Genomic DNA, 23,834 nt, shown 5'->3' on the forward strand with positions numbered 1-23,834 from the left:
GCACAGGCCAGCGCCACGGCTGATCCCTGTCCGGACCGCCAAACCTCGCTGGCGGATCGGACAACGGTTAAGGGTTCGGCTACAACTTCTCGTAGCAGCACGGGCGGCTCTGCCACACTCGCGGCACCCATCAGCTAGCTCAGAAGGGTCCCGCCCATGCCCTCCAAACTCATCCTCAAGACAGCCCTCACCGTCGGCAGCCTGCTCCTCGCCGCGACATCCGTCCCAGCTACGCAAGCATCCGCCGTCCAGGCCCCCACCTCCGGCGTGACCGTGAAGCTGCCCGCCGCGGTTGCCGGCACCCTCGGCGTCAGTAGCAAGTCCCTCGTCGACACCGTCGCGGCCGACATCCTCTCGCGCTCCCACGACGCCAAGGGGCTGACCCCAGCGGTTGCCGTCAGCAAGCTCTCGTCCGAGGGCCGCAAGGTGGTCGTCGACGTCCGCAACGCCACGCCCACCTGGGCCCGCGGCGTCGCGTACGTCGAAGCCCCCCGCACCACCGAAGGCAGCCCCGAAGGCTGGCTCTACATCGCCCGTAACGTCGACGGCCACTGGGTCGCCGGTCTCGAAGGTGACCGCACCTTCGCCACCTACGTAGCCACCTCACCCCTCGTCGGCCAGGCCGAGCGGCAGACGATGACCGCGTACGCCGACCACAAAGCCAACCTCACCGCCGCGAACACCGGCGGCCTGCTCCTCCCGTGGATGCCCGACTACTACATGAACCTGACCGGCGGCCCGCACGCCAGCGACGGCGCGACCGGCTACTGGAGCAGCCTCGACTTCTCCGGCGGCAACGCCAGCGGCCGGGTCCGCTCGTCCGGCAGCGGTACGGCGACCTCGATGTGCGGCGCCGGCGGCGGCTGGACGCGGGTGATCCACCCGAACGGCTTCTCGACGGACTACTACCACATGTGGAACGCGACGTACTACAACGGCACGGCGGTCGGCAGCAGCGCGCTGCTCGGCAACATCGGCATGGACACCTGCGCGGGAGGTTCCGCCACCGGTGCGCACGTGCACTGGAGTCTCCGGACGTACGACGCCAACTACAACGGCACTTACACCTGGCTGAACGGCCGTACCATCGGCGGCTGGACCTGGTGGAACGGCTCCAGCCAGTACACCGGCTGCGCGACCCGGCTCGGCGTCACCGCGTGCCCGGGCAACGACATGTACAACCGCGTGAGTTGACGCCTACGGGGTTGGCGCGTGTCTAGAATCTCCTGTGGCGCGCTATCAGCTGGAGCCGGGGGACTACGGGCTGGTGCGGTTCGTGGTGTCCCCGCTCACCGAGCTCGGCAACTCGCTGCGAGCCCTGCGCGCGCCGACCTCCTACCCCTTGCAGGCACCCTGGTACGCCGCCGTCTGCGGCGTCCGTGACCAGCTTCCGCTCGACGTACTGCGCGGGTTGATCGGGCCGACGTTCAACACGCCGGACCTGTTCAACCCGCGGGTCGGCGTACCGCTGACGCTCACCGCGCAGCTCGCGTACCTGCGCGACCAGGACCTGCGGACCCTCGGCGCGGACATCGAGTCCGCGGTCGGCGGCGTACCGCGGGGTCTCGGAGCGAGCGGGCGGTCGTTCGGCCACCGGCTCGCGGACGCGCTGGCGGCGTACTGGGGGTTGGCGTTCCAGCCGCACTGGTCGCGGATGCGGGCGGTCCTCGACGCGGACGTGGCCGTGCGGGCGAGGTCGCTCGCGGCGGAGGGCGTGATCGCGACGCTGAACGGCTGCGGGCCGGGCGTGCGTGCGGACCGGACGTCGATCACCGCGCACATCCTCGGCCGCGGCGACGACGACCTGGTGCTGACCACGCGCGGGCGGCCGTTGTTCGTCGTACCGTCGCTGTTCACGCTGAGCAGTTCGACGCCGCTGACCGACTCGGACCCGATGGTGATGTACGGCGCGAGCAACCAGCGGTCGATGTGGACCGACCCCGGTGACGCCGGCGGTACGGCGTTGCTGAGCCCGCATCGCCGCCGCTACCTGCGGGCTCTCGGCACCGGACGGACGACGACCGCACTGGCCGAGCAGTTCGGCGTGTCGCCGTCGGCCGCGAACCAGTCGCTCCGCGCGATGACCGCCCAGGGCCTGGTCCGCGCCCGCCGCGACGGCCGCACGGTCGTCTACGAACGCACCCCGCTCGGCGACCAGCTCGCCGACCTGACCTAACGCCCGAGCAGCTTCCCCAGCCAGCTGCCGCCCTCGCGCTCGGCCTTCGGGTGGCCTGGGCACCACAGGTCCGCGGGCACGGAGGCCTTCACCTGCGCGACGTGCTGGCCGCAGCCGGCCCAGGTGGTCTTCGAACAGGTCTTACACGTGACCGGTCGGCACATGCTCGTTCTCCTTCAGGGTCAGGCCGATCTTCACGGCGTTCTCGAACTGGTCGTCGACGGCAACGATCTGGCGACCGGCCGCGTGCAGGAATGACGCGGCGATCGACGCGCGGTAACCGGCGGCGCAGTGCACCCACAGCTCACCGGGCGGTACGTCGGCGATCCGCCGCGGCAGGTCGTGCACCGGAACGTTGACCGCACCCACGATCGCGGACGCCCGGTGCTCCTCGGTCCGGCGGACGTCCAGCACGACGACGTCCCGGTGGTGCCGGACCTGCGCGAGGTCCGCGAATGTCGCGGTCGGGAACGACACCGGCCGGTCGGCGCTCCACTGCCCGGGACCGCCGGTGGCCTGCGCCGCGGGGCGGTCGATGCCGATCCGGACCAGTTCGCGCTGGGCCTGCGCCACGTCCGCCGCGGACTCGCCGAGCAGCGTGACCGGCGTACCCCAGGGGATCAGCCACCCGAGGTACGTCGCGAACGCGCCGTCGAGGCCGAAGTTCACCGTGCCGGGCGCGTGGCCGGCGGCGAAGGCGGTCCGGGTCCGCAGGTCGACGACCCATTCGCCGGCGTGGATCCGGCGCTCGAGCTCGGCGGCGTCGGCACGCTGGGGGAGCGAGAGGTCGGGGGCCTCCGGCCCGGCGGCGTTGGCGGGAGCCATGTGTGCGTAGTACGCGGGCCAGGCGCCGAGGCCGTCGAGCAGGTCACGGACGTAGTCGGCCTCGTCCTGGGTGAGCGCCGGGTTCTGCTGCTTCTCGGCGCCGATCGTCGACGCGGTCGCCGCGGACTGGGTCGCCGAGCAGAACGAGCCGAAGCCGTGCGTGGGGAAGACCTCGGTCTCGTCCGTGAGTGCGTCTGCGAGTTTGTGCGCGGAGCGGTGCTGGTGGTGCACGAGCGCCTCGGTGTGCTCCGGGCCGAGCAGATCGGGCCGGCCGGTCGCGCCGTACAGCAGGGAGCCGCCGGTGAAGACCGCGATCGGCTGCGCGTCGTCGGTGAGCGCGTACGACAGGTGGGTGAAGGTGTGGCCGGGGGTGTGGATCGCGCGGACCCGCATCCGGTCGCCGATCCGGAGCGTCTCGCCGTCGCGGACCGGCGTACGGTCGAAGGCGACGTCGTCGTCGGCGTTGACCAGGTACGACGCACCGGTCGCGCGGGCGAGCGCGAGGCCACCGGTGACGTAGTCGTTGTGGATGTGCGTCTCGAACACGTGTGTCAGCCGGACGCCCTCGGCGCGCAGCAGCTCCAGGATCCGGTCGATGTCGCGCTGCGGATCGACCACGAACGCCACGGCACCGTCGTGCACGAGATAACTGCGGTCGCCGAGCGACGGTGTCTCGACGGTCCTGATCGTCAGCCGGCTCATCACCTGATCCTCACTGGACGGCATCCCCCTGGGGGGTTCGAGAAGACCGTAACACATCCCCCCGGGGGGATGTAGAATCGGGCCTCATGGACCTCGATCCGCAGGACATCAAGCCGATCATCACCCGGATGAAGCGCGCCCACGGCCATCTCGGCAGTGTGATCCGGATGCTCGAGGACGGCGCCGACTGCGAAGCCGCCCTGACGCAGCTCGCCGCTGTTAACAAGGCCCTCTCCCGCGCCGGCTTCGCGATCGTCAGCACCGGTCTCCAGCAATGTCTGACCGACGAGGACTCCGACCTCGACCCGGCCAAGCTGGAGAAACTGTTCCTCTCGCTCGCCTAACGCCGAGGGGTGCCGAGGCGGAGGATGCGGGCGGACGGCTCGGGCGTGTCGGTGGTGACGGTGAGCTTGTCGCCGGTCCAGGTGAAGGTCCAGGCTCCGAGCTCGCTCGGGAAGTGCGGATGGATCTCCGTCGGGGGGATGTCCAGGGTGATGATGGCCGGCCCAGGGTCGCGGTGCCAGATCGCCAGGTACGACGTCGCGGCGCCGTTGAGGCAGACCGCGACCCATTCGTCGGTCCACTCCGGCAGCCCGAGCGGCCAGGTCGGGACGAGCGTGCCGAGGTCTGCGAGTACGGCGCGGTGCGCGCCGACCGCCGCCCGGACGAGGTCGAGTTCGGCCGTGGTCATCCGGTTGAGGTGACCGGACAGGTACAGGCGGCCCAGGATGCCGTTCGCGAGGGCGAGGGTGAACTCCTCGCGGGTGGTTCCGGTGATCGGGTACGCCCAGTGGCCGGCCTGTTCGGGGAGTACGGCGGCCGGCGCCGCGGCGGCGATCGGTGCGTAACGCAACGGGTCTTCCTGGTCGGACGTCGACTGCAGATGCAGCCGCGAGAGCATCGCGTAGTCCATCCGCATCGCGCCCGACGCGCAGTTCTCGATCAGGAGGCCGGGATGGCGCGCCTGGAGGTCGTCGATCCAGCCGAGCAGCGCGCGGTTGTGTTCGAGGAGACCCTGGCCGAGCGAGGTCCCGCCCTTGTCGGTGCCCGGCCCCGTCATCGTGTTGTTGTCGAACTTGAAGAAGCCGACGCCGAAATCGCCGACCAGCCGGTCGACCGTCTCGTTGAGGTGCTTGCGGGCGACCGGGCTGCGCAGGTCGAGGAGGTAGCGGCCCGACTCCGACACGCGGCGGCCGTGGCGGGTGAGGAAGGCGTCGTCGGGCAGTTCGGCGGCGATGGGGGAGCGGACCCCGATCACTTCGGGTTCCAGCCAGAGGCCGGGCACCATGCGGCGTGCGTGGATCCGGTCGATCACCTCGGCGAGACCGTTCGGGAAGCGGGTGGCCGACGGTTGCCAGGCGCCGACGGTGTTCCACCAGTCGCCTTCGGCGTACCAGCCGGCGTCGATGCAGAAGTAGTCCGCGCCGGCGTCCGCGGCGGCGTCGATCAGCGGCAGGAGTTTCTCGGTGGTCGGATCGCCGAGCAGCGTGTTCATGTAGTCGTTGAAGATCACCGGCATCCGCTCGTCCGCCGGCCGGCGACGGCGTACGGCGCGCCGCTGCCGGGTGAGCGCCCCGAACACGCTGTCCTGGTCGGTGCCGGCGACGAGCGACACGGGCACGGTGACGAACGGCGCCTCGGCGCTGATCGGCACGCTCCACTGGTGTTCCTGATCGGTCGGGCCGCTGAGCAGCAAGTAGCCGCCGTGCCGGCTCTCACCGATCTCGTAGTGCCACGGGCCGTTGTGCTCGATCTGCCAGCCGAGCGCGTACGGCGTACTCCGGCCGACGAGAACGCCGACGGGCAGCCGTTCCCCGGTGGACCAGGAGTTCGTGCTGGTCACGGCGTACCGGCTTCTGGCGACGTGCTGATGCGCGGGCGTGATGATGTCGGCCAGACCGTCGGAGCGCAGCGGGCGGACCGACCACCGGGACTCGGCCATCCAGCTGTTCGACGCCGAGTGCAGGTCGGCGTCGACCGAAGGCAGCGCGAGCACGAGCGACGACAGGAACGTGAGCTCCAGCGTGCCCGTGCCGACCATCGAGGCCTCGGTCCAGGTACGGACGCCGGCTCCCGCCTCGAACACGCTGGTGACCCGCAGGCCGGTGTCCGGTTCCTCCTGCACGATGCGCAGCGTGGTCCCGGACTCCTCGTGCCGCACATACCGCAACTGCTGTCCCAGCACCGTGTCGACGTGCCGGTTGCTGCTCGGCGATCGACCGTGGCCGACGGCCTCCACCTCGACCAGCGGCTGCGCCGGTACGCCGCCGGTCGTCAGCCGGACCGGTCCGTCATCGAGGTGGAAGGTCAGCGTCAGGTCTGGTGCGGTCCAGTGCAGCAGGTTGTCCACAGATCCTCAGTCCGTCGTACGGCGTTCGAGGAGGTAGTCCTCGACCGTGAAAAGGTGGGCGGCCATCCGGGTCCGGGCCCGGTCGGAGTCGCGGGCCGTGAGCGCCGCGAGGATCGACAGGTGCTCCCGATGCGCGGTCTCGTCGGCGCCGGGCTGGGCGATCGAGCGGCGGAGCCGATCACGCATGGTGCGGCCGCCGAGGGCGTCGATGAGCGCGGACAGCACCGGGTTCCCGGCGGCCTCGGCGACGATGCGGTGGAACGCGATGTCGTTCTCGATCACCGTCTCGTGGTTGGGCTCCGGCAGCGTGAGCTCGACCTCGTTGCCGTGCAGCAGCTCCGCTGCCGCCGCGAGCGCGTCCGCGCCGATCTGCCCGGCGGCCAGCGCGGCCGCCTCGGTCTCGAGCATCCGCCGTACGGCGTGCAGGTGGTGCGTCCCGCTGGCGTGCTGCAGGTCGACCACGAAGCCCATCGGTGCCAGCAGCATCGACGGGTCGAGCGCGGTGACGTACGTCCCGTCGCCTTGACGGGTCTCCAGGACGCCCATGATCGAGAGCGCGCGGACGCCTTCGCGCAGTGCGTTCCGGGAGACGCCGAGGGCCGGCGCGAGCTCCTTCTCGATCGGCAGCCGGTCGCCGGGCCGGAGCCCGCCGTCGATGAGCATCTGCCGGATGCTCTGCACCACGACATCGGTCTGCGAGGGACCGGCGGTGCGGCCCTGCGCGACAGGCTTGACCGCGCTCATGTCGCCGCGGCGGCAGCACGTGCCGTCCAGTAGGAGCCGTCCGGGAAGCGGTAGGTCTCGAGTGACTGCCTGTACATCTCGGCACTGTAACCGGGCGCCGTCGGCAGCACGTAGGCGCCGTTCCGCACCACGCAGGGATCGACGAAGTGCTCGTGCAGGTGGTCGACGTACTCCGTGACGCGGCCGTCGAGCGAGCCGGAGACCGCGACGTAGTCGAAGATCGCGAGGTGCTGGACCAGCTCGCAGAGGCCGACCCCGCCGGCGTGTGGACAGACCGGTACGCCGAACCAGGCGGCGAGCAGGTACACCGCGAGGATCTCGTTGACGCTGCCCAGGCGGGCGGCGTCGAGCTGGCAGTAGTCGATCGCGCCGGCCTGGAACATCTGCTTGAACAGCACCCGGTTCATCCCGTGCTCACCGGTCGCGACGCCGATCGGCGCCACCGCCTTGCGGATCGCGGCGTGGCCGAGGACGTCGTCGGGACTGGTCGGCTCCTCGATCCAGAGCGGATCGAACTCGGCCAGCGCCTTGACCCACTCGATCGCCTCCGGCACGTCCCACACCTGGTTCGCGTCGATCATCAGGTGCACGTCCGGTCCGAGCACCTCGCGGGCGATCCGGCAGCGGCGGATGTCGTCGTCGAGATCGGCGCCGACCTTCAGCTTGACGTAGTTGTAGCCGGCGGCAACGGCTTCCTCGCAGAGCCTGCGGAGCTTGGCGTCGGAGTACCCGAGCCAGCCGGCGGAGGTCGTGTAGCAGGGGTAGCCGGTGGTCCGCAGTTCCGCGATCCGTTGCTGACGGCCACTTTCCCGGGAGGTCAGCAGCGTGATCGCCTGCTCGCGGGTGAGGGCGTCGGTCAGGTACCGCAGGTCGGCGGCGTCGACCAGCTGCTCCGGTGACATCCCGGACAGCAGCTGCCACAGCGGTACGCCGGCCCGCCGGGCGGCCAGGTCCCACACCGCGTTCATCACCGCCGCCAGCGCGAGGTGGACGACGCCCTTGTCGGGGCCGAGCCAGCGCAGCTGGGTGTCCGACTGCAGCTCGCGGTACACCGCGCCGAGGTCGTCGCACAGTTCGCCGACGTCGCGCCCGATCAGCGGCTCGGCGCGCTGCAGTGCCGCCGCCACGCACAGGTCGTTGCCGCGCCCGATCGTGAACGTGAACCCGTACCCGGACAGGTCGCCGGCGTCGGTGTGCAGGACCACGTACGCCGCGGAGTAGTCGCCGTCCTTGTTCATCGCGTCGGACCCGTCCCGGGTCAGCGAGGTCGGGAAGCGGACATCGACGGCCTCGACCGAGGTGATACGGGGCATGGCGGCCTCACCTGAGAATAGATGGGATCTTTCGCGATCTTTCGACGGCGTTCAGTATGGACCATGGCGGCCGTGAGCGCTACGATCCCGGAAATTCATGGGATTAATCCTCGTCATCACGACGGAGGGCTGGAGATGAGCGACCTGGTGAGCGCTGATCGGCTCGGCACGCAGTCACTGGTGTACGACCGGCCGGCGGCGACCTGGCTGGAGGCGCTGCCGCTCGGCAACGGCCGGATCGGCGCGATGTGCTTCGGCGCCGTCGGTGCCGACCGGATCGGGCTGAACGACGAGACGCTGTGGTCGGGCGGTCCGGCGACCGCCCGCCTGCTGTCGGCGCCGCTCGGAGCGACCGGAGCGGATGCCGTCCGCGACGTTCGGGAGGCGTTGTGGGCCGGCGACGTCCGCCGTGCGCACGAGTTGGCCCGGGGCTTCCACTCCGGCTACTCGCAGGCGTACCTCCCCCTGGGTGACCTGCTGCTCGACCTGACGCTGAACGGCGACGTGACGCGGTACCGCCGCGTGCTGGACCTGGACGCCGCCGTGGCGACGACGGAGTACGAGGTCGGCGGGACCGCCGTACGTCAGGAGGTCTTCGTCAGCGCACCTGCCGATGCACTCGTCGTACGCCTGACGACGTCGGCTCCCGTGCCGGAGTTGACCGTTCGGTTGACGTCGAAGCTGCGGGCACACCCGGTGGACGGCGGGCTCGGTCTGTTGCTGCAGGCACCGGCCGATGTCGCGCCACCGCACCGCGACGTACCGGAGCCGATCCGGTACTCCGACGGGCCCGACCGCGGGATGGCTGCCGCGATCGCGCTACGGGCCACGAGCGACGGTGAACTGACTGCCGACGAGACCGCGCTCCGGATCCGGGACTTCACCGAACTCACGCTCTTCCTCTCGACGGCGACGGGGTACGACGGCCCGTCGAAGGCGCCGGTCCGCACGGCCGAGGAGTGCTGGGCGATCGCGGACCGGACGGCACGCGCGGCCGCGGACCGGCCGTACGAGGACCTGCTGGCCGACCATCAGAGGGACCACCGCCGCCTCTTCCGCCGCTCGTCGCTGGCGCTACCGGCAACGGACGCCGCCGAGCTGCCGACCGACGAGCGGGTGGCGCGGTCCGCCGGGACCGATGACCCGGCGCTGGCCGCACTGCTGTTCAACTACGGCCGGTACCTGATGATCGCGAGCTCTCGCCCCGGCGGCCTGCCGACGAACCTGCAAGGTATCTGGAACGAGATCCTGCGCCCGCCGTGGAGCTCGAACTACACGGTGAACATCAACACCGAGATGAACTACTGGCCCGCGGAGACGACCGGCCTGTCGGAGTGCCACGAGCCCCTGCTCAGGTTTATCGATCATCTTGCCGAGGCAGGCCGCCCCACCGCCGCGGAACGCTACGGCTGCGGAGGCTGGACGGCCCACCACAACACCGACGCCTGGTGCTGGACCGCTCCGGTGGAAGGGGATCCGCGCTGGTCGAACTGGCCGATGGCCGGCGCCTGGCTGGTTCGGCACCTGTGGGACCACTACGAGTTCACCGGCGACCTGGCCTTCCTCGGTGACTCCTGGCCGGCGCTGAAAGGCGCGGCGGAGTTCTGCCTCGACTGGCTGACCGAACTGCCCGACGGAAGCCTCGGTACGGCGCCCTCGACCTCGCCGGAGAACGACTACCTCGCCGCGGACGGGCAGCCCGCGTCGGTGACCGTGTCGTCGACGATGGACCTCGCGCTGATCTCCGACCTGTTCGGCAAGGTCGAGCAGGCGGCCGGACTGCTGGAGGTCGCCGATCCGCTGCTCGCCGAGCTGTCCACGGCCCGGAAGCGGCTGCCCGAGCCGTCGATCGGTGGCCGGGGGCAACTGCAGGAGTGGGCGGCCGACCTGCCCGAGGAGGATCCTCAGCACCGGCACATGTCGCACCTGGTCGGCCTGCACCCCGGCGACGCGATCACGCCGGACGGAACGCCGCAGCTGGCCGCAGCGGCCCGGCGGACCCTCGACCTGCGCGGCGACGAGGCGACCGGCTGGTCGCTCGCCTGGAAGATCTGCCTGCGCGCCCGGCTGCGCGACGCGGCCGCCGCACACCGCCTGATTCAGGCGTTCCTGCGGCCGGCCGACGACTCGGCGACCGGCCGGCCCGGTAGCGGTGCCGGCGTCTACCCGAACCTGTTCTGCGCCCATCCACCGTTCCAGATCGACGGCAACTTCGGAGCGACCGCCGGGATCGCGGAACTGCTCCTGCAGAGCCACGCCGGCGACATCGAGCTGCTCCCCGCGCTGCCCGGGGCATGGCGCAGCGGCCGGGTGACCGGCCTCCGAGCGCGGGGCGGCGTGGTGGTCGACATCGCGTGGACACCCCACGGGACCGAAGCAGTCCTGACCGCTGACCGGGATCAGGAACGAACGGTCCGGTACGGCGACCACCGGGTGCGCCTCCGGCTGACCGCCGGCGTCGGGCACCGCGTGCACTCGGCCTGATCACGGGCAGCAAGGAGGAGGTTCGATGGCAACACTGACGACAGTCCGGCCGCCGGCCGGCGAGACACCGGTACGGCGGCGGCGCCGGCGACGCGAACGTCCCGGGATCAAGGGCCTGCGGCGCAGCCTGTCCCGGCACTGGACCCTGTACCTGTTGATGGTCGTACCGCTGATCTGGTTCGTGGTCTTCAAGTACATCCCGATGTCGAACGCCGTGCTCGCGTTCAAGAGCTACAACGTCATCAAGGGCATCTGGGGGAGTCCCTGGGTCGGCTGGCAGAACTTCGACCTGTTCTTCCAGAACCCGGTGTTCTGGTCGCTGGTCAAGAACACCTTCGTCCTGTCGGTCTACACGGTCGCGGCGAGTTTCCCGCTCGCGATCGTCCTCGCGCTGGCGCTGAACGAGATCCGCAACGGGCTGTTCAAGCGGACCGTCCAGCTGGTGACGTACGCGCCGTACTTCATCTCCACCGTCGTGGTCGTCTCGATGACGATCCTGGTGCTGTCACCGCGGCTGGGGCTGATCAACGAGGGGCTCGGCTTCTTCGGGGTGCCGGCGGTCGACTTCCTCGGCAACCCGGACTACTTCCGGCACATCTACGTGTGGTCGGACGTATGGCAGACCACCGGGTACTCCGCGGTGATCTACCTCGCGGCGCTGGCCGGGATCGACCCGGCGTTGCACGAGGCGGCGCGGGTGGACGGCGCCAGCCGGCTGCAGCGGATCCGGCACGTCGACCTGCCCGGGATCATGCCGACCGCCGTCATCATCCTGGTCCTTGCGGTCGGCAACATCATGGCGATCGGGTTCGAGAAGGCGTTCCTGCTGCAGAACCCGCTGAACCTGAGCGAGTCCGAGATCATCGCGACCTACGTCTACAAGACCGGCCTGCTGAACGCCGACTTCAGCGGGGCGACGGCGGTGGGCCTGTTCAACTCGGTGATCAACCTGGCCCTGCTGCTGATCGTCAACGCCATCGCCAAGCGGGTCACCGGGAACGGACTGTGGTCATGACGACTCTCATCGAACAACGGCCGGCCTCGGGCAACAACGGCAAGAAGGTCGAGCGCCGCGAGGCCAGGGCACGCCGGATCCGCGAACCGCGCACCGACCGGATCTTCCTGTTCTGCGTGTACCTGCTGCTGGGCGTCTTCCTGCTCGTCGTGCTGCTTCCGTTGTTGTACATCGTGGCGAGTTCGTTCAGCAGCCCCGAGGCGGTGTCGTCAGGGCGGGTGCTGTTCTGGCCGGTCGACTTCTCGCTGCGCGGCTACCACGCCGTGTTCGAGAACCCGCAGATCGTCCAGGGATACGTGAACTCGCTCTTCTACACGGTCGTCGGCACGATCGTCAGCGTCACGATGACGATCGCGATCGCCTACCCGCTGTCGCGGCGTACGCTCGTCGGCCGGAACGTCGTGATGACGCTGATCCTGTTCACGATGCTGTTCACCGGCGGCCTCGTACCGACGTACCTGGTGGTCCAGTCGGTCGGCCTGCTCGACACCCGGTGGGCGCTGATCGTCCCGCAGGCGATCGGTGTCTGGCAGGTGATCATCGCCCGGACGTACTTCCGGACCGCGATCCCGGACGAACTCGTGGAGGCCTCGCAGCTGGACGGTTGCGGCGACCTCAGGTTCCTCTGGTCGGTGGTGATCCCACTGGCCAAGCCGATGATCGCGGTGGTCGCGCTGATGTACGCGATCATGCAGTGGAACTCGTACTTCGACGCGCTGATCTACCTGAAGAACCCGGACCTGTTCCCGCTGCAGCTCGTGCTGCGCAACATCCTGATCCTGAACACGACCGGTGGTGGCGCCGTCGACGCGTCGCTCGTCATCCAGCGCCAGCAGCTCGCCGACCTGCTCAAGTACTCGCTGATCGTGGTGGCGAGTGTGCCGGTGCTGCTCATCTACCCGTTCGTCGCCCGCTACTTCACCAAGGGAATCCTGATCGGCGCCGTCAAGGGCTGATCCTCCGACCTGTCCCAAACTCTGTGAGGAATCCATGTCTGTAAAGCTCAGTAGGCGGAGGCGTGCCGCGATCGCCGGCACCGCCCTCCTCGCTCTCGCCCTCGCGGCCTGTTCCGGCGGCAGCTCGAACGATTCCAGTGGCAAGCCGTTGCCGACCATCAGCGGCAACCCGGCGGTCACCTTGAGCGTCTTCGCGCCCCAGTCCGCGGACTGGAACCTCGCGACGAACGACTTCACCAAGCTGATCCAGCAGAAGTTCAACATCACGATCAAGTGGCAGACCACCACGTTCGACGGCGGACCGGCCAAGGAGAAGCGGCAGATCTCGCTGGCCAGCGGCGACTACCCGGACCTGTACCTGCTGATTCCGTGGGTCGACCAGTTCACCCAGGTCGATCTGCTGAAGCTGTCGCAGCAGGGTGTCGTCGTACCCCTGAACCAGTTGATCGACCAGTACGCGCCGAACATCAAGAAGGCGCTGGACTCCACGCCTGAGTGGAAGGCGATGGCGACGGCCCCGGACGGGAAGATCTATGGGATGCCGCAGTGGGTGGACTGTTTCCACTGCTCGTACCAGGACAAGCTGTGGATGAACTCGGCCTGGCTGAAGAAGCTCGGCCTGCAGCAGCCGAAGACGACCGAGGACATGCGCAAGGTGCTGGAGGCGTTCAAGACCCAGGACCCGAACGGCAACGGCAAGGCCGACGAGATCCCGCTCAGCGCCTCCGTCGGGAACTCCCTGATCCCGTACTTCATGAACGCCTTCATCTACGACCCGCAAGGTACGAGCAGCGGCAACAACGACTCGACCCTCGTCCTCAAGGACGGCAAGGTCGACCTCCAGGCGAACAAGGACGGCTGGCGCGAGGGTCTGCGGTACATCAACTCGCTCTACAAGGAAGGCCTGATCGACAAGGGCGCCTTCACCCAGAACGGGGACGCGCTGTCGCAGCAGGGCAACCGCGCCGGCTCGGTCGTGCTCGGCTCGGCGACCGTCCTGCACCCGGGCCAGTTCGTCAACACCGGCTCGGCGGACGGGCGGGACAAGCAGTACGACGCCGTACCGCCGCTGACCGGGCCGAGCGGTGCGAACTACACCGGCTACAACTTCCCGAGCGTACCGGGCGCGACGTTCGTACTGACGTCGAAGGCGACCCAGGAGCAGCAGATCCAGGCGATCAAGATGCTCGACTACATCTTCACCGATCCCGGTCAGATCAACGGCCAGTTCGGCATGGAGGGCAAGGGCTGGACCCAGCCCGGCGCCGGTGACGTCGCGCTCGACAAGGCACTGAAGCCGAGCTTCAAGCAGATCCCGCAGAAGCCCGGATCGAAGCCGCTCAACTCCGGCTGGGGCGCACTGGCGCAGTACAACAACACCGCGCACTTCCGGAACTCCGAGGCGATCGGCACCGACATCTACTCGCAGGCGGGCTACGAGCGGAAGTTGTTCGAGGCAACCAAGCTGTACGCCGGGCACGAGGACAAGGCCCAGATCTACCCGTTCTGGAAGGTCTGGCCGGACCCGGCGCAGGCCGCCGAGCTCGCGACCCTGCAGACCAACATCCAGAACTACGTGCAGCAGAACGCGCTCCAGTTCATCACGGGTTCGAAGAACCTCGACACCGACTGGGACGCCTACGTGAAGGGTCTCGACAGCCTCGGCCTGAAGCGCTACCTGGAGATCCAGCAGGCCGCGTACGACAAGGTCCCCAACAAGTAGCAGAGGAGCGATCAGTGCCCTTCGAACCAACCTTTGAGTCCCTGACCACGTTCGAATGTCCCGACTGGTTCCGGGACGCGAAACTCGGTATCTGGTCGCACTGGGGTCCGCAGTCGGTTCCCAGGTACGGCGACTGGTACGCGCGCCACATGTACCGGGAGGGCAGCGACCAGTACCGGTATCACCTGCGGACCTACGGGGATCCGTCGGAGTTCGGGTACGAGGACGTCGTACCGCTGTGGAAGGCCGAGAGGTTCGAGCCGGACGCGCTGATGGATCAGTTCGTCGCCGCGGGCGCACGGTACTTCGTGTCGCAGGCGGTGCACCACGACAACTTCTTCAACTACGACTCGGCGGTGAACCCCTGGAACTCGGTGAAGGTCGGTCCGGGTAAGGACATCGTCGGGCTCTGGAAGGCCGCCGCCGACCGGCGCGGGCTGCCGTTCGGCATCACCGAGCACCTCGGCGCGTCCTTCACCTGGATGAAGGCCACCGAGGGCGACGAGGTGCCGGATCCCTGGTACACCGACGATCCCGCCTGGCACCGGTACTGGCTCGAGGCCGTGACCGAGATGATCGACCGGTACCAGCCGGACCTGCTGTACTCCGACGGCCCGCTGCCGTTCGGCGAGGCGGCGTATGAACCGGGGCTGCGGGCGGTCAGCCATCTGTACAACACCAACCCACGGGCGGTGTACCAGCAGAAGGACCGGCGGCCGGAGGTGAGTGCCGTCGGGATCATGGACATCGAACGCAGCCAGACCCCGGGCGTCCACCCCACGCCGTGGCAGACCGACACCTCGGTCGGGGACTGGTTCTACAACGTCCGCGACGTGTACAAGACCGCTGGCCACGTCGTCGAGATGCTCGTCGACATCGTGTCGAAGAACGGCAACCTGCTGCTCAACGTGCCGCAGCTGCCGGACGGCAGGCTCGACGCCGAATGCACCCGCATCCTCGAGGACCTCGGTGCCTGGACCGCGATGTGCGGCGAGGGCATCTACGGCACCCGGCCCTTCCGTGTGTTCGGCGAGGGACCGTCGAGCGTGCTGATCAAGGGCTTCACCGAGGACCGGGTGCCGTGGACGAGCTCCGACTACCGCTTCACCCGCCGGGACGACACGGTGTACGCCTTCCAGCTCGCCTGGCCCGAGGACGGCCGCGCCGTGATCCGCAGCTTCGTGGATGACCGGGTGACCGGAGTGCGGCTCCTCGGCCACGGCCCGGTCGCCTTCGAACAGGCGGAGGGCATCCTGGTCGTCAGACTCCCCGACACCCCACCGGCCGCCGTCGCGAACTGCCTCGCCGTCGACCTGGAGGCCCGTTGATGTACCACGGCTATCTGTACGCGCACTTCAAGCGTGAGTCGGCGGACGGTGAGCAGATCTACTTCGCGTTGAGCGACGGCAACGACCCGCTGCGGTTCCACGACCTCAACGGCGGTCGGCCGGTGCTGCGCTCGACCGCCGGCGAGTGCGGCGTACGCGACCCGCACCTCGTTCGCTCTCCGGAGGGCTCGCGTTTCTATCTGCTCGCGACCGACCTGCGCCTCTACGACAGCCTCGACTGGGACCGCCACCAGCGACACGGCAGCCGCTCGATCATGGTGTGGGAGTCCACCGACCTGGTGCACTGGGACGCCGGCCGCCTCGTCGGGGTCGCGCCGCCCGAGGCCGGCAACGCCTGGGCTCCCGAGGCCGTTTGGGATCCCGAGCAGGACGCGTACCTCGTGCACTGGTCGTCGACGCTCTACGACAATCCCGACCATGTCGGTCAGAGCTACAACCGGATCATGTACGCCACCACCCGCGACTTCCGCGAGTTCTCCGAGCCGCGGAGCTGGATCGACCGCGGCTGGCAGACGATCGACGCCACGGTGATCGAGGACCGCGGCCGGTACTACCGCTTCCTGAAGGACGAACGGGGCCGCGACGGCGGGGCGCCGTTCGGCAAGACGGTGTTCTCCGAGACGTCGGACTCGCTGACTGCCGCGGAGTGGAAACCGCTGGCCGAAGGCATCGGCCTCGGCACGATCACGCAGGGCGAGGGGCCGCTGGTCTACAAGTCGAACACCGAGGACAAGTGGTACCTCTGGATCGACGAGTTCACCGCGGACCGGCGCTACGTCCCCTTCGAAACCACCGACCTGGAGGGCGGTGGATGGGTCCCCAGCACGGACCACCGGCTGCCGGAAGACCCCTGCCACGGCGTCGTCCTGCCACTGACGGCCGAGGAGCACCACCGCCTCGCTTCTGCCTGGGGAGATTCATCGGTGTTTGTACCGGACGCAGGCAGGGAGGTGCAGGACGGGCGCGTCGAGGTGCCGGCGGGCCTGGGCTGACCAGTCGACGAGGACCCGTAGGTCGTACATCAGGTGCCTCCTGCCGACGTTGGCAGGTAGGTGACGGCGGGGAGCGGGGCGTTGCCCGCGGCGGCCTGGGTGAGACGGTCGAGGGCGTTCGTCCAGAACAGGTCGTAGTGGTGGATGCGGCCGGCGCAGATGCCACCGTGCGTCAGGATCAGGTGGGCGCCGGTCCGCGCCGGGACCACGTCCACGAGGATCGTGCTCGGTCCGTGTGGCGTGTCGTTGAAGTTGGCCTGGAAGTAGTGCGGCGGGTCGCAGGTCGTGACGATGCCGGTCAGCTGCGTCCGCGCACCGGTCTCGACCACAAAGCCGCCGTACTGCGTGTCGCTCAGCACCGTGGGACCGAGCCAGCTGCTGAGCAGTTCCGGCCTGGTGATGAGGTTCCAGAGGCGGTCCGGGTCACAAATCAGCGTCCTGACATACCTGAGCTGTGGCGCCTGAGCCGTCCGTTCCGCGTGTCTCGTTGTCCGCGCCATACACACCCTGTGCCCACGGACGGCTCCTGGTAGTCGCGCCTACCAGGGATCGCGGACGTAGTTGATGTAGCCGACCGTGCTGCCGACCAGCATGATCGCGGCGAGGAGCAGGATCAGGATGTCGCGGAAGCGTTCGACGCCGAGGGAGCTGGTGTAGAACGAGTCCGGGTTGCGCTGGTCGTAGACGACGTCGACCTTGTCGCCGATGTGCCGGGCGCGGGTCCACAGCTGGACCGTCTGGGTGGTGGTGTGGAAGCTGCCGTCCGCGGCGCGGAAGCCGACCGTGACCTCGGTGCCGCCGCCGGTGCCCTGCGGTTCGCTCGGGAGTTTGCGGGCGGCAACGATCTCGCCGCGGGCGCGGGCCTGGTGGTCGGCCAGGTCGCCGAGGTCGCTGATCCGGTGGATGCCCCAGATCAGGGTCGCGACCCCGGCCGCGAACACGCCGACGGCCATCGCGGTGAACATGATCCAGGCGGCGACGACGCCGAGTCGCTTCCGGCGGGTCAGCCGCCGCGCCGAATGCTGGGTGCTCACATCTCTCAAGAGAACTCAGCGGCCGGGTTCTGTCCAGTCGAACCGGCGCGCCGCGCCGCGATCCCGACTGCCTGAAGCTGCCTGCCGTCACCCCTTGACGAGCAGTTCTGCGCAATGGCTAACTGTCGGCACCCGCCTGCCCGAGGAGACTCGATGCGCCTGCTCCGGTCTGCTGTCTGCGTGCTCGCCCTGGCCGCCCCGTTCGCGGTCGTGCCGCCTCCCGCCGGCGCGACTCCACCGACGCTCACCGCCGCAGTCTCACCCGCGCCGCAGCAGCTCGTGACCCGCGCCGACGGCTTCCCGATCACGCCGGTGGTCGGGCTCGTCCGGACCGCACGCACCGACGCCGACGCCGAGCGCGTCGTACGGCAGGCCCTCGACCGCGCCGGCGTGAAGACGATCCGGACGACCGACGGCACCGACCCCGGTACGCCGACCACGATCTGGCTAGGCCGCTCCGCGCCCGTCCTGGACTCCCTGCACGTCACGGACAGCACCGCCCTCCCCGCTGAGGGGTACGTGCTCGCAGCTGGCCGCGACGGCGACGACCGCGCCCAGGTGGTCCTCGACGGCGTCGATGCCGACGGCACCTTCTACGCGGCCCAGTCCTTCGCCCAGCTGATCCAGGACCACGACGGCCGCGACTGGCTCCCCGGCGTCGCGATCCGGGACTGGCCGACGATGCGCTACCGCGGCGCGATCGAGGGCTTCTACGGTACGCCGTGGTCGCAGGCGGACCGCCTCGACGAGCTCAGCTACCTCGGCGAGCACCGGATGAACACCTACGAGTACGCCCCGAAGGACGACCCGTACCACCGCGAGCAGTGGCGCGACCCCTACCCGGCCGACAAGCTGGCCCAGCTCGCCTCGCTGGTCGCCCGCGCCCGGCAGAACAAGGTCGACTTCACCTTCGCGCTGTCGCCCGGTCTGTCGATCTGCTACACCTCCGAGGCCGACTTCCAGGCGCTGATCGCGAAGTTCCAGGCCCTGTACGACGTCGGCGCGCGCTCGTTCAACGTGCCGCTCGACGACATCGACTACAACTCCTGGCACTGCGACGCGGACAAGGCGAAGTACGGGACGGGCGGTGGCGCCGCCGGCCGGGCGCAGAGCGATCTGCTGAACCGGGTACAGCGCGAGTGGGTGGCGTCCAAGCCGGACGTCGCGCCGCTGCACATGGTGCCGACGGAGTACTACAACGTCAGCGAGACGCCGTACAAGAAGGCTCTGCGGGAGCAGCTCGACAGTCACGTGGTCGTGCATTGGACCGGGATCGGGGTGGTGCCGCGCACGATCACCGCGGCGCAGGCCGCGCAGGCGAAGGCGGTGTTCGGCCACGACATCCTGATCTGGGACAACTACCCGGTCAACGACTATGCGGCCGGCCGTCTGCTGCTCGCGCCGTACACGGGCCGCGAGCCGGCCATCGCGGACAGCGTCGCCGGTGTCATCTCGAACCCGATGAACCAGGCAGCGGTCAGCAAGGTCGCGCTGTACTCGTTCGCCGAGCTCGGGTGGAATCCGGCGAAGTACGACCCGCAGGCGTCCTGGCGCCGGGCCCTCGCCGAACGCGCCGGCGGCGACCCGGGCGCGAGCGCCGCGCTCGAGGTCTTCGCCGACCTCAACACGTACGACGGCACGCTGCACCCGGAGAGTGCGCCGGTGTTCGCCGCGGCGGTCGACCAGTTCTGGCAGCTGTGGCGGTCGGGCCGGCGTTCCGACGCGATCGCCGTACTGCGGCCGAAGGTGAACGCGATCGCCGCCGCCCCGGCCACGATCCGGGCGAAGGTGGTGGACCCGGCGTTCGCCGACCAGGCGGAGTCCTGGCTGAAGGCAACGGAACTCTGGGGCCAGGCCATGAACCGCGCCCTCGACCTGCTGGCTGCCTTGGACGCAGGCGACGGAGCGGGCGCCTGGACCGCGCGGCAGCAGATGAACGCGCTCGTCACCCAGGCGAAGGCGATCCGCGACAGCCGGCTCCCGCACAGCGGTACGTACCCGCGGATCGGCGAGGGTGTCGTCGACGCGCTGATCGCCGAGGCCGCCCGCGTCCAGGACCGCTGGCTCGGCGTGCAGCCTGGGCGTACGGCGACCACCAACCTCGGCACGTACCAGGACAACGTGCCGGCGCGGATGGTCGACGGCGACCCGAACACCTTCTACTGGAGCAACGGCGCGCCGAGCACCGGCTCCGAGGTCCGCGTCGACCTCGGTCAACTGTCGACGATCGGATCGATCACCCTCCTGATGGGGAAGGCGTCCAGCCCGAACGACTACATCCACTCGGGCGTCCTGGAGTACTCGCCCGACGGCACCCGCTGGACCGAGCTGACCCGCGCGACCACGGCCGAGGTCCGCGCCACCGCCCCGGCGGGCACGACCGCGCGCTACGTCCGGTACCGCTCGCTGAGTGCGAGCGACTACTGGCTGGTCGTCCGTGAGTTCACGGTCGAGACGATCGGCGGGCGGACCACCACGCTGACCGCGACCGGTACACCGGCCCCGGCCGCGGGCTCGTCGTTGCGGCAGGCCGTGGACGGCGACCTCGACACCGCGTACGTGCCGGCGACCGCACCCACCGCCGGCGAGTCGTTGACCATCGGACTGTCGGCGCCGCGGGAGCTGGCCGGTCTCACGGTTCTCCAGCGGACCGTCGGGTCGGCGGACGTCGAGGTCCAGGCCGGGGGAGTGTGGCAGCGCGTCGGCTTGGTGTCGTCGGCGTACGCCGAGCTCCCGGTGGCCGATCTGAAGGTGGAGGCCGTACGGCTGGTCTGGACGGGCGGTACGCCGGCCGTCGCCGAGGTCGTGCCGCTGTGGTCGGACACCCCGCTGGCCGCGCTGCACGTCGACGAGAACCGCGCCGACGTGATCCGCGGCGAGACGTCGACCTTCACCGTCGACGTCGCGGCCGAACGTGGCACCGACGTCACCGGCGCCCTCGCCGTCACCGCCCCGGCGGGCTGGACGGTCGATGCCGCCGCCACCGTGACCGTCAAGCGCGGCTTCACCCAGTCCGTCCCGGTCAAGCTCACCCCACCCGCCGACGCACCCCTCGCCGACGTGGACGTCCCGATCAAGCTCACCGTCGGACAGACCGCCTTCGACGCGGTCCTACGAGTGGCGGTCCGGCCGCGCACCGCGACCACGAACGTCGCGCTGCACCGCCCGGTCGTTGCGTCCGGCATCGAACCCGGTACGTCGTTCACCGCCGACCTGGCCGTCGACGGCAACACCGCCACCCGCTGGGCCTCCGGGTACGACGACGCCTCCTGGCTGCAGGTCGACCTCGGTACGCCGACCCGCCTCGGCAAGGTCGTGCTGCGCTGGGAGACGGCGTACGGCTCGGCGTACCGGATCCAGGTGTCGGACGACGGGACCACCTGGACCACCGCGACCGAGGTCACGAACGGTGACGGTGGTGCCGACACCCTCTGGCTCGACACCACCGGCCGCTACGTCCGTCTCCAGGGCGTCCACCGCGCCACGCAGTACGGCTACTCGCTCTACGAACTGGAGGTCTACCCGGCCGTCTGACAGCTGACGGCCGGCCGGCCGGCCACTCGACATGAGAGGACGCTGAGAGGCGCGTGTGTGCGGTGGCCCGGCGATCTACGGTGGAACAGTGGGCACGGGGCAAGGGGTCCGGCAGCTGACGCGTTTTCTGGGCGTCAGCGCGCTCGCCGGTGCACTCGCGGCCGGTCTGGCGGTGCCGATCGCCGGCTTTGCCGGGATCGGCACCGAGGCGGTGGTGGATTCGCTGGCCACTCTGCCGAAGCCGTTGAGCAGCCGCCCCGCCGACGTCGGCACGCGGATCCTGGCCGCGGACGGCAGCCTGATCGCGAACCTGTACCAGGAGAACCGGGTCCCGGTCGCGCTGGACAAGATCGCGCCGGTGATGCGGCAGGCGATCGTCGCGACCGAGGACTCGCGGTTCTACCAGCACGGCGCGATCGACCTGCAGGGCACGCTGCGCGCACTGATCCGCAACCGCGCCGAGGGCACCCAGGAGGGCGGCTCGAGCATCACCCAGCAGTACGTGAAGCTCACGCTGCTCGAGGATGCCCGGACCCCGGCGGAGCAGCGCGCCGCGACGGCCCCGACGTACCAGCGCAAGCTGCTCGAGCTGCGGTACGCGATCGCGGTCGAGCAGCAGCAGTCGAAGGACCAGATCCTCGACGGCTACCTGAACCTCGCGAACTTCGGCGACGGCGCGTACGGCGTCCAGGCGGCCGCCCAGCACTACTTCGGGGTGAACGCCGCGGACCTCGACCTGCCGCAGGCCGCGATGCTCGCCGGGATCGTGAAGAACCCGAGCGGGTACGACCCGGTACTGCACCCCGCGGCCGCGACCGATCGGCGCGCGACCGTGATCCAGCGGATGCTCCAGCTCGGGACGATCTCGGTCGCCGCGGCCAACAGCGCGCTCCGGTCGCCGGTGATCGACCTGTCCCAGCTGAACCTGGTGCCGAACGGCTGCGGCAACTCGGCGTACCCGTTCTACTGTGAGTACGTCGTCTCGAAGCTCCTCGGCAACCCGGCGCTCGGCCCCACCGAGCAGGCCCGGGACCAGTACCTGAAGACCGGCGGGCTGACGATCCGGACCTCGCTCGACCCGCGGATCCAGGCCGCCGCGCAGAAGTCGATCGACGAGAACAGCAAGCCGACCGACACCACGATCGCCGCGATCACCGTCGTCCAGCCCGGCACCGGGCTGGTGAAGGCGATGGTGCAGAGCAAGCCGTACGGCGAGGGCCGCAACGAGACGGCGTACAACTACAACGTCGAGAAGTCGTACGCGGGCGGGTACGGCGGGTTCCAGAACGGCTCGACGATGAAGGCGTTCACGATCGCGGCGGCGATCCAGCAGGGCATCCCGATCGACTACCAGATCGACTCGCCGAAGCAGATCGACCTGAGCATGGTCCCGTACCGGACCTGCGAAGGCTGGACCCGGGACCAGAACTACCAGCCGGTGAACTCGACCAAGAGCGGCACGTTCACAATGGTCGACGCCGCCCGGTACTCCGTGAACACGTACTTCCTGCAACTGTCCCGGAAGACCGGGCTGTGCCCGATCGCGACGATCGCCGGCAAGCTCGGCATGTACAACGCGCAGACGTTGCAACCACTGGAGCAGGTCGTCTCGATGACGCTCGGCGTCGGGTACGTCACCCCGCTGATGCTCTCGAACGCGTACGCGACCTTCGCTGACCGCGGGGTGTACTGCCAGCCGTTGCTGATCACCTCGATCAAGGACCAGTACGGCAAGTACCTGTCGACGCCGAGCGAGTCCTGCAAGCAGGTCCTCGAACCGTGGGTGGCCGACGGCGTGAACCGGGTCCTGAGCGCGGTCATGCAGCCCGGCGGCACCGGCGGCAACCTGAAGTTCGGCAGCTGGGACCTGGCCGGCAAGACCGGCACCATCAACCAGAACCTGGCCGTCTGGTTCTCCGGCTACACCCCGAACCTGGCCGCCGCCGCGGTCGTCGCCGACGCGACCCCGCCGTACCAGAACCTCATGGGCCAGACCCTCAACAACCAGACCATCCACGACCCGACCGGCTCCGGTACCGCCGGTCCGCTCTGGGAAGCGGCCATGCAGGGCGCGCTGGAAGGCCTGCCCCACGACCACTTCACCGCGCCGCCGTCCCGCGTGCTCGGCAGCCTCGGGCCGTAACTAGGCGGTCGGATCCGGGCCCAGAGCGGCGTCGAGGAGCGTGCCCAGTTGGTCCAGTTGGGCCGGGGTGAGGCTGTCGAGCGAGGTCTTGAGGACCGCGTTGACCGCTTCCTGACCCTCGGCGCGGAGCTCTTCGCCCTTGGCGGTGAGGCGGTGTTTGACGGCGCGGCCGGGGCCGGGGACGCGTTCGATCAGGTCGCGGTCGGCCATCCGGGTGGCCAGCGAGCCGAACGACTGGTCGGTCTGGAAGGTGAGGACGGCCAGGTCGTGCAGGGACGCGTCCGGGTTGCGGTGCAGGTGGCGAAGGGTGTCCCACTGCACGAGTGACAGGCCGAGTGGGGCGAGCGCGCGGCTGAGGGCGCGGTGGTGACGGTACTGCAGGCGTTTGACGGCCAGGGCGACGTCCGCGGGCTGGTGTTTCATGCCACCCACTGTATCAGGTTGCTTATATCAGGATACTGATCTAAGGTTCCTGATATAAGCAACCTTGTGAG

19 protein-coding genes are annotated in these 23,834 nt (G+C 69.4%); 11 read left to right on the plus strand and 8 right to left on the minus strand.

The genetic code is table 11. The features are described 5' to 3' along the window. The first annotated feature begins 156 nt into the window (after window positions 1–156). Window positions 157–1,194, plus strand: coding sequence for a M23 family metallopeptidase (locus ACQHIV_RS05430; RefSeq protein WP_427892275.1), 1,038 nt, complete (start codon window positions 157–159; stop codon window positions 1,192–1,194). A gap of 34 nt (window positions 1,195–1,228) precedes the next feature. Continuing rightward, the gene (locus tag ACQHIV_RS05435; RefSeq protein ID WP_427892277.1) at window positions 1,229–2,176 is read left to right on the plus strand and encodes a helix-turn-helix domain-containing protein; all 948 of its coding nucleotides are present in this window, start codon (window positions 1,229–1,231) and stop codon (window positions 2,174–2,176) included. Here the strand turns inward: ACQHIV_RS05435 and ACQHIV_RS05440 are convergent. Further along, window positions 2,173–2,340 carry a hypothetical protein gene (locus ACQHIV_RS05440; RefSeq protein WP_427892279.1) on the minus strand — a complete coding sequence of 56 codons (168 nt, stop codon included), beginning with the start codon at window positions 2,338–2,340 and terminating at the stop codon, window positions 2,173–2,175. The two genes, ACQHIV_RS05435 and ACQHIV_RS05440, sit on opposite strands and share 4 nt — an antisense overlap. Beyond that, window positions 2,318–3,703, minus strand: coding sequence for an MBL fold metallo-hydrolase (locus ACQHIV_RS05445; protein WP_427892280.1), 1,386 nt, complete (start codon window positions 3,701–3,703; stop codon window positions 2,318–2,320). The genes ACQHIV_RS05440 and ACQHIV_RS05445 overlap by 23 nt, the downstream gene beginning before the upstream one ends. 86 nt (window positions 3,704–3,789) lie before the next feature. Here ACQHIV_RS05445 and ACQHIV_RS05450 point away from each other — a divergent pair, with 86 nt between their 5' ends. Beyond that, window positions 3,790–4,047: a metal-sensitive transcriptional regulator gene (locus ACQHIV_RS05450; protein WP_427892281.1), complete on the plus strand. Its 258-nt coding sequence runs from the start codon at window positions 3,790–3,792 to the stop codon at window positions 4,045–4,047. On the opposite strand, the gene ACQHIV_RS05455 is transcribed toward ACQHIV_RS05450, so the two are convergent. The 3 genes from ACQHIV_RS05455 to ACQHIV_RS05465 are packed head-to-tail and all read right to left on the minus strand — an operon-like array spanning window position 4,044 to window position 8,110. After that, window positions 4,044–6,053 (minus strand): glycoside hydrolase family 36 protein, encoded by a 2,010-nt coding sequence (locus ACQHIV_RS05455; RefSeq protein WP_427892283.1) that lies wholly within the window; start codon window positions 6,051–6,053, stop codon window positions 4,044–4,046. The genes ACQHIV_RS05450 and ACQHIV_RS05455 overlap by 4 nt on opposite strands. A gap of 6 nt (window positions 6,054–6,059) precedes the next feature. Further along, window positions 6,060–6,797 (minus strand): FadR/GntR family transcriptional regulator, encoded by a 738-nt coding sequence (locus ACQHIV_RS05460; protein WP_427892285.1) that lies wholly within the window; start codon window positions 6,795–6,797, stop codon window positions 6,060–6,062. Continuing rightward, on the minus strand, window positions 6,794–8,110 hold the full coding sequence (locus ACQHIV_RS05465; protein ID WP_427892287.1) for an L-fuconate dehydratase: 1,317 nt from the start codon (window positions 8,108–8,110) through the stop codon (window positions 6,794–6,796). Before ACQHIV_RS05465 ends, ACQHIV_RS05460 begins: the two co-directional genes overlap by 4 nt. A 135-nt stretch (window positions 8,111–8,245) precedes the next feature. Here ACQHIV_RS05465 and ACQHIV_RS05470 point away from each other — a divergent pair, with 135 nt between their 5' ends. Genes ACQHIV_RS05470 through ACQHIV_RS05495 form a run of 6 tightly spaced genes read left to right on the plus strand, consistent with a single transcriptional unit; the run spans window position 8,246 to window position 16,629 of the window. Continuing rightward, window positions 8,246–10,594 (plus strand): glycosyl hydrolase family 95 catalytic domain-containing protein, encoded by a 2,349-nt coding sequence (locus ACQHIV_RS05470; RefSeq protein WP_427892289.1) that lies wholly within the window; start codon window positions 8,246–8,248, stop codon window positions 10,592–10,594. 25 nt (window positions 10,595–10,619) lie between these two features. Next, window positions 10,620–11,609 carry an ABC transporter permease gene (locus ACQHIV_RS05475; RefSeq protein ID WP_427892291.1) on the plus strand — a complete coding sequence of 330 codons (990 nt, stop codon included), beginning with the start codon at window positions 10,620–10,622 and terminating at the stop codon, window positions 11,607–11,609. Further along, window positions 11,606–12,565: a carbohydrate ABC transporter permease gene (locus ACQHIV_RS05480; RefSeq protein WP_427892293.1), complete on the plus strand. Its 960-nt coding sequence runs from the start codon at window positions 11,606–11,608 to the stop codon at window positions 12,563–12,565. The genes ACQHIV_RS05475 and ACQHIV_RS05480 overlap by 4 nt, the downstream gene beginning before the upstream one ends. A gap of 34 nt (window positions 12,566–12,599) precedes the next feature. Continuing rightward, window positions 12,600–14,288 (plus strand): ABC transporter substrate-binding protein, encoded by a 1,689-nt coding sequence (locus tag ACQHIV_RS05485; protein WP_427892295.1) that lies wholly within the window; start codon window positions 12,600–12,602, stop codon window positions 14,286–14,288. A 14-nt stretch (window positions 14,289–14,302) separates the two neighbouring features. Beyond that, complete coding sequence (locus ACQHIV_RS05490; RefSeq protein WP_427892296.1) at window positions 14,303–15,616, plus strand: alpha-L-fucosidase; 1,314 nt, start codon at window positions 14,303–14,305, stop codon at window positions 15,614–15,616. Next, entirely contained in the window at window positions 15,616–16,629 is a 1,014-nt protein-coding gene (locus tag ACQHIV_RS05495; protein ID WP_427892297.1) for a glycoside hydrolase family 43 protein, read from the plus strand. Before ACQHIV_RS05490 ends, ACQHIV_RS05495 begins: the two co-directional genes overlap by 1 nt. A 29-nt stretch (window positions 16,630–16,658) precedes the next feature. Here the strand turns inward: ACQHIV_RS05495 and ACQHIV_RS05500 are convergent, their stop codons facing one another. Then, window positions 16,659–17,129 (minus strand): SRPBCC domain-containing protein, encoded by a 471-nt coding sequence (locus ACQHIV_RS05500; protein WP_427892299.1) that lies wholly within the window; start codon window positions 17,127–17,129, stop codon window positions 16,659–16,661. Window positions 17,130–17,168: 39 nt separating this feature from the next. Beyond that, window positions 17,169–17,663 carry a DUF3592 domain-containing protein gene (locus ACQHIV_RS05505; protein WP_427892301.1) on the minus strand — a complete coding sequence of 165 codons (495 nt, stop codon included), beginning with the start codon at window positions 17,661–17,663 and terminating at the stop codon, window positions 17,169–17,171. A gap of 153 nt (window positions 17,664–17,816) precedes the next feature. Here ACQHIV_RS05505 and ACQHIV_RS05510 point away from each other — a divergent pair, with 153 nt between their 5' ends. Both ACQHIV_RS05510 and ACQHIV_RS05515 read left to right on the plus strand, forming a co-directional pair. Continuing rightward, window positions 17,817–21,197 (plus strand): beta-N-acetylglucosaminidase domain-containing protein, encoded by a 3,381-nt coding sequence (locus tag ACQHIV_RS05510; protein ID WP_427892303.1) that lies wholly within the window; start codon window positions 17,817–17,819, stop codon window positions 21,195–21,197. Between the two features lie 88 nt (window positions 21,198–21,285). Then, the gene (locus ACQHIV_RS05515) at window positions 21,286–23,340 is read left to right on the plus strand and encodes a transglycosylase domain-containing protein (protein ID WP_427892305.1); all 2,055 of its coding nucleotides are present in this window, start codon (window positions 21,286–21,288) and stop codon (window positions 23,338–23,340) included. On the opposite strand, the gene ACQHIV_RS05520 is transcribed toward ACQHIV_RS05515, so the two are convergent. Then, window positions 23,341–23,763, minus strand: coding sequence for a MarR family winged helix-turn-helix transcriptional regulator (locus tag ACQHIV_RS05520; RefSeq protein WP_427892307.1), 423 nt, complete (start codon window positions 23,761–23,763; stop codon window positions 23,341–23,343). It lies immediately after the preceding gene. Window positions 23,764–23,834 lie beyond the last annotated feature (71 nt).

The organism is Kribbella polygonati, assembly GCF_050320105.1.
In the GTDB taxonomy this organism is placed as follows: domain Bacteria; phylum Actinomycetota; class Actinomycetes; order Propionibacteriales; family Kribbellaceae; genus Kribbella.

Coding starts and splice junctions, on each gene's coding strand:
- ACQHIV_RS05430 (WP_427892275.1), top strand. CDS start 157: ATGCCCTCCAAACTCATCCTCAAGACAGCCCTCACCGTCGGCAGCCTG.
- ACQHIV_RS05470 (WP_427892289.1), top strand. CDS start 8,246: ATGAGCGACCTGGTGAGCGCTGATCGGCTCGGCACGCAGTCACTGGTG.
- ACQHIV_RS05460 (WP_427892285.1), bottom strand. CDS start 6,797: ATGAGCGCGGTCAAGCCTGTCGCGCAGGGCCGCACCGCCGGTCCCTCG.
- ACQHIV_RS05475 (WP_427892291.1), top strand. CDS start 10,620: ATGGCAACACTGACGACAGTCCGGCCGCCGGCCGGCGAGACACCGGTA.
- ACQHIV_RS05480 (WP_427892293.1), top strand. CDS start 11,606: ATGACGACTCTCATCGAACAACGGCCGGCCTCGGGCAACAACGGCAAG.
- ACQHIV_RS05465 (WP_427892287.1), bottom strand. CDS start 8,110: ATGCCCCGTATCACCTCGGTCGAGGCCGTCGATGTCCGCTTCCCGACC.
- ACQHIV_RS05485 (WP_427892295.1), top strand. CDS start 12,600: ATGTCTGTAAAGCTCAGTAGGCGGAGGCGTGCCGCGATCGCCGGCACC.
- ACQHIV_RS05440 (WP_427892279.1), bottom strand. CDS start 2,340: ATGTGCCGACCGGTCACGTGTAAGACCTGTTCGAAGACCACCTGGGCC.
- ACQHIV_RS05510 (WP_427892303.1), top strand. CDS start 17,817: ATGCGCCTGCTCCGGTCTGCTGTCTGCGTGCTCGCCCTGGCCGCCCCG.
- ACQHIV_RS05445 (WP_427892280.1), bottom strand. CDS start 3,703: ATGAGCCGGCTGACGATCAGGACCGTCGAGACACCGTCGCTCGGCGAC.
- ACQHIV_RS05520 (WP_427892307.1), bottom strand. CDS start 23,763: ATGAAACACCAGCCCGCGGACGTCGCCCTGGCCGTCAAACGCCTGCAG.
- ACQHIV_RS05495 (WP_427892297.1), top strand. CDS start 15,616: ATGTACCACGGCTATCTGTACGCGCACTTCAAGCGTGAGTCGGCGGAC.
- ACQHIV_RS05500 (WP_427892299.1), bottom strand. CDS start 17,129: ATGGCGCGGACAACGAGACACGCGGAACGGACGGCTCAGGCGCCACAG.
- ACQHIV_RS05450 (WP_427892281.1), top strand. CDS start 3,790: ATGGACCTCGATCCGCAGGACATCAAGCCGATCATCACCCGGATGAAG.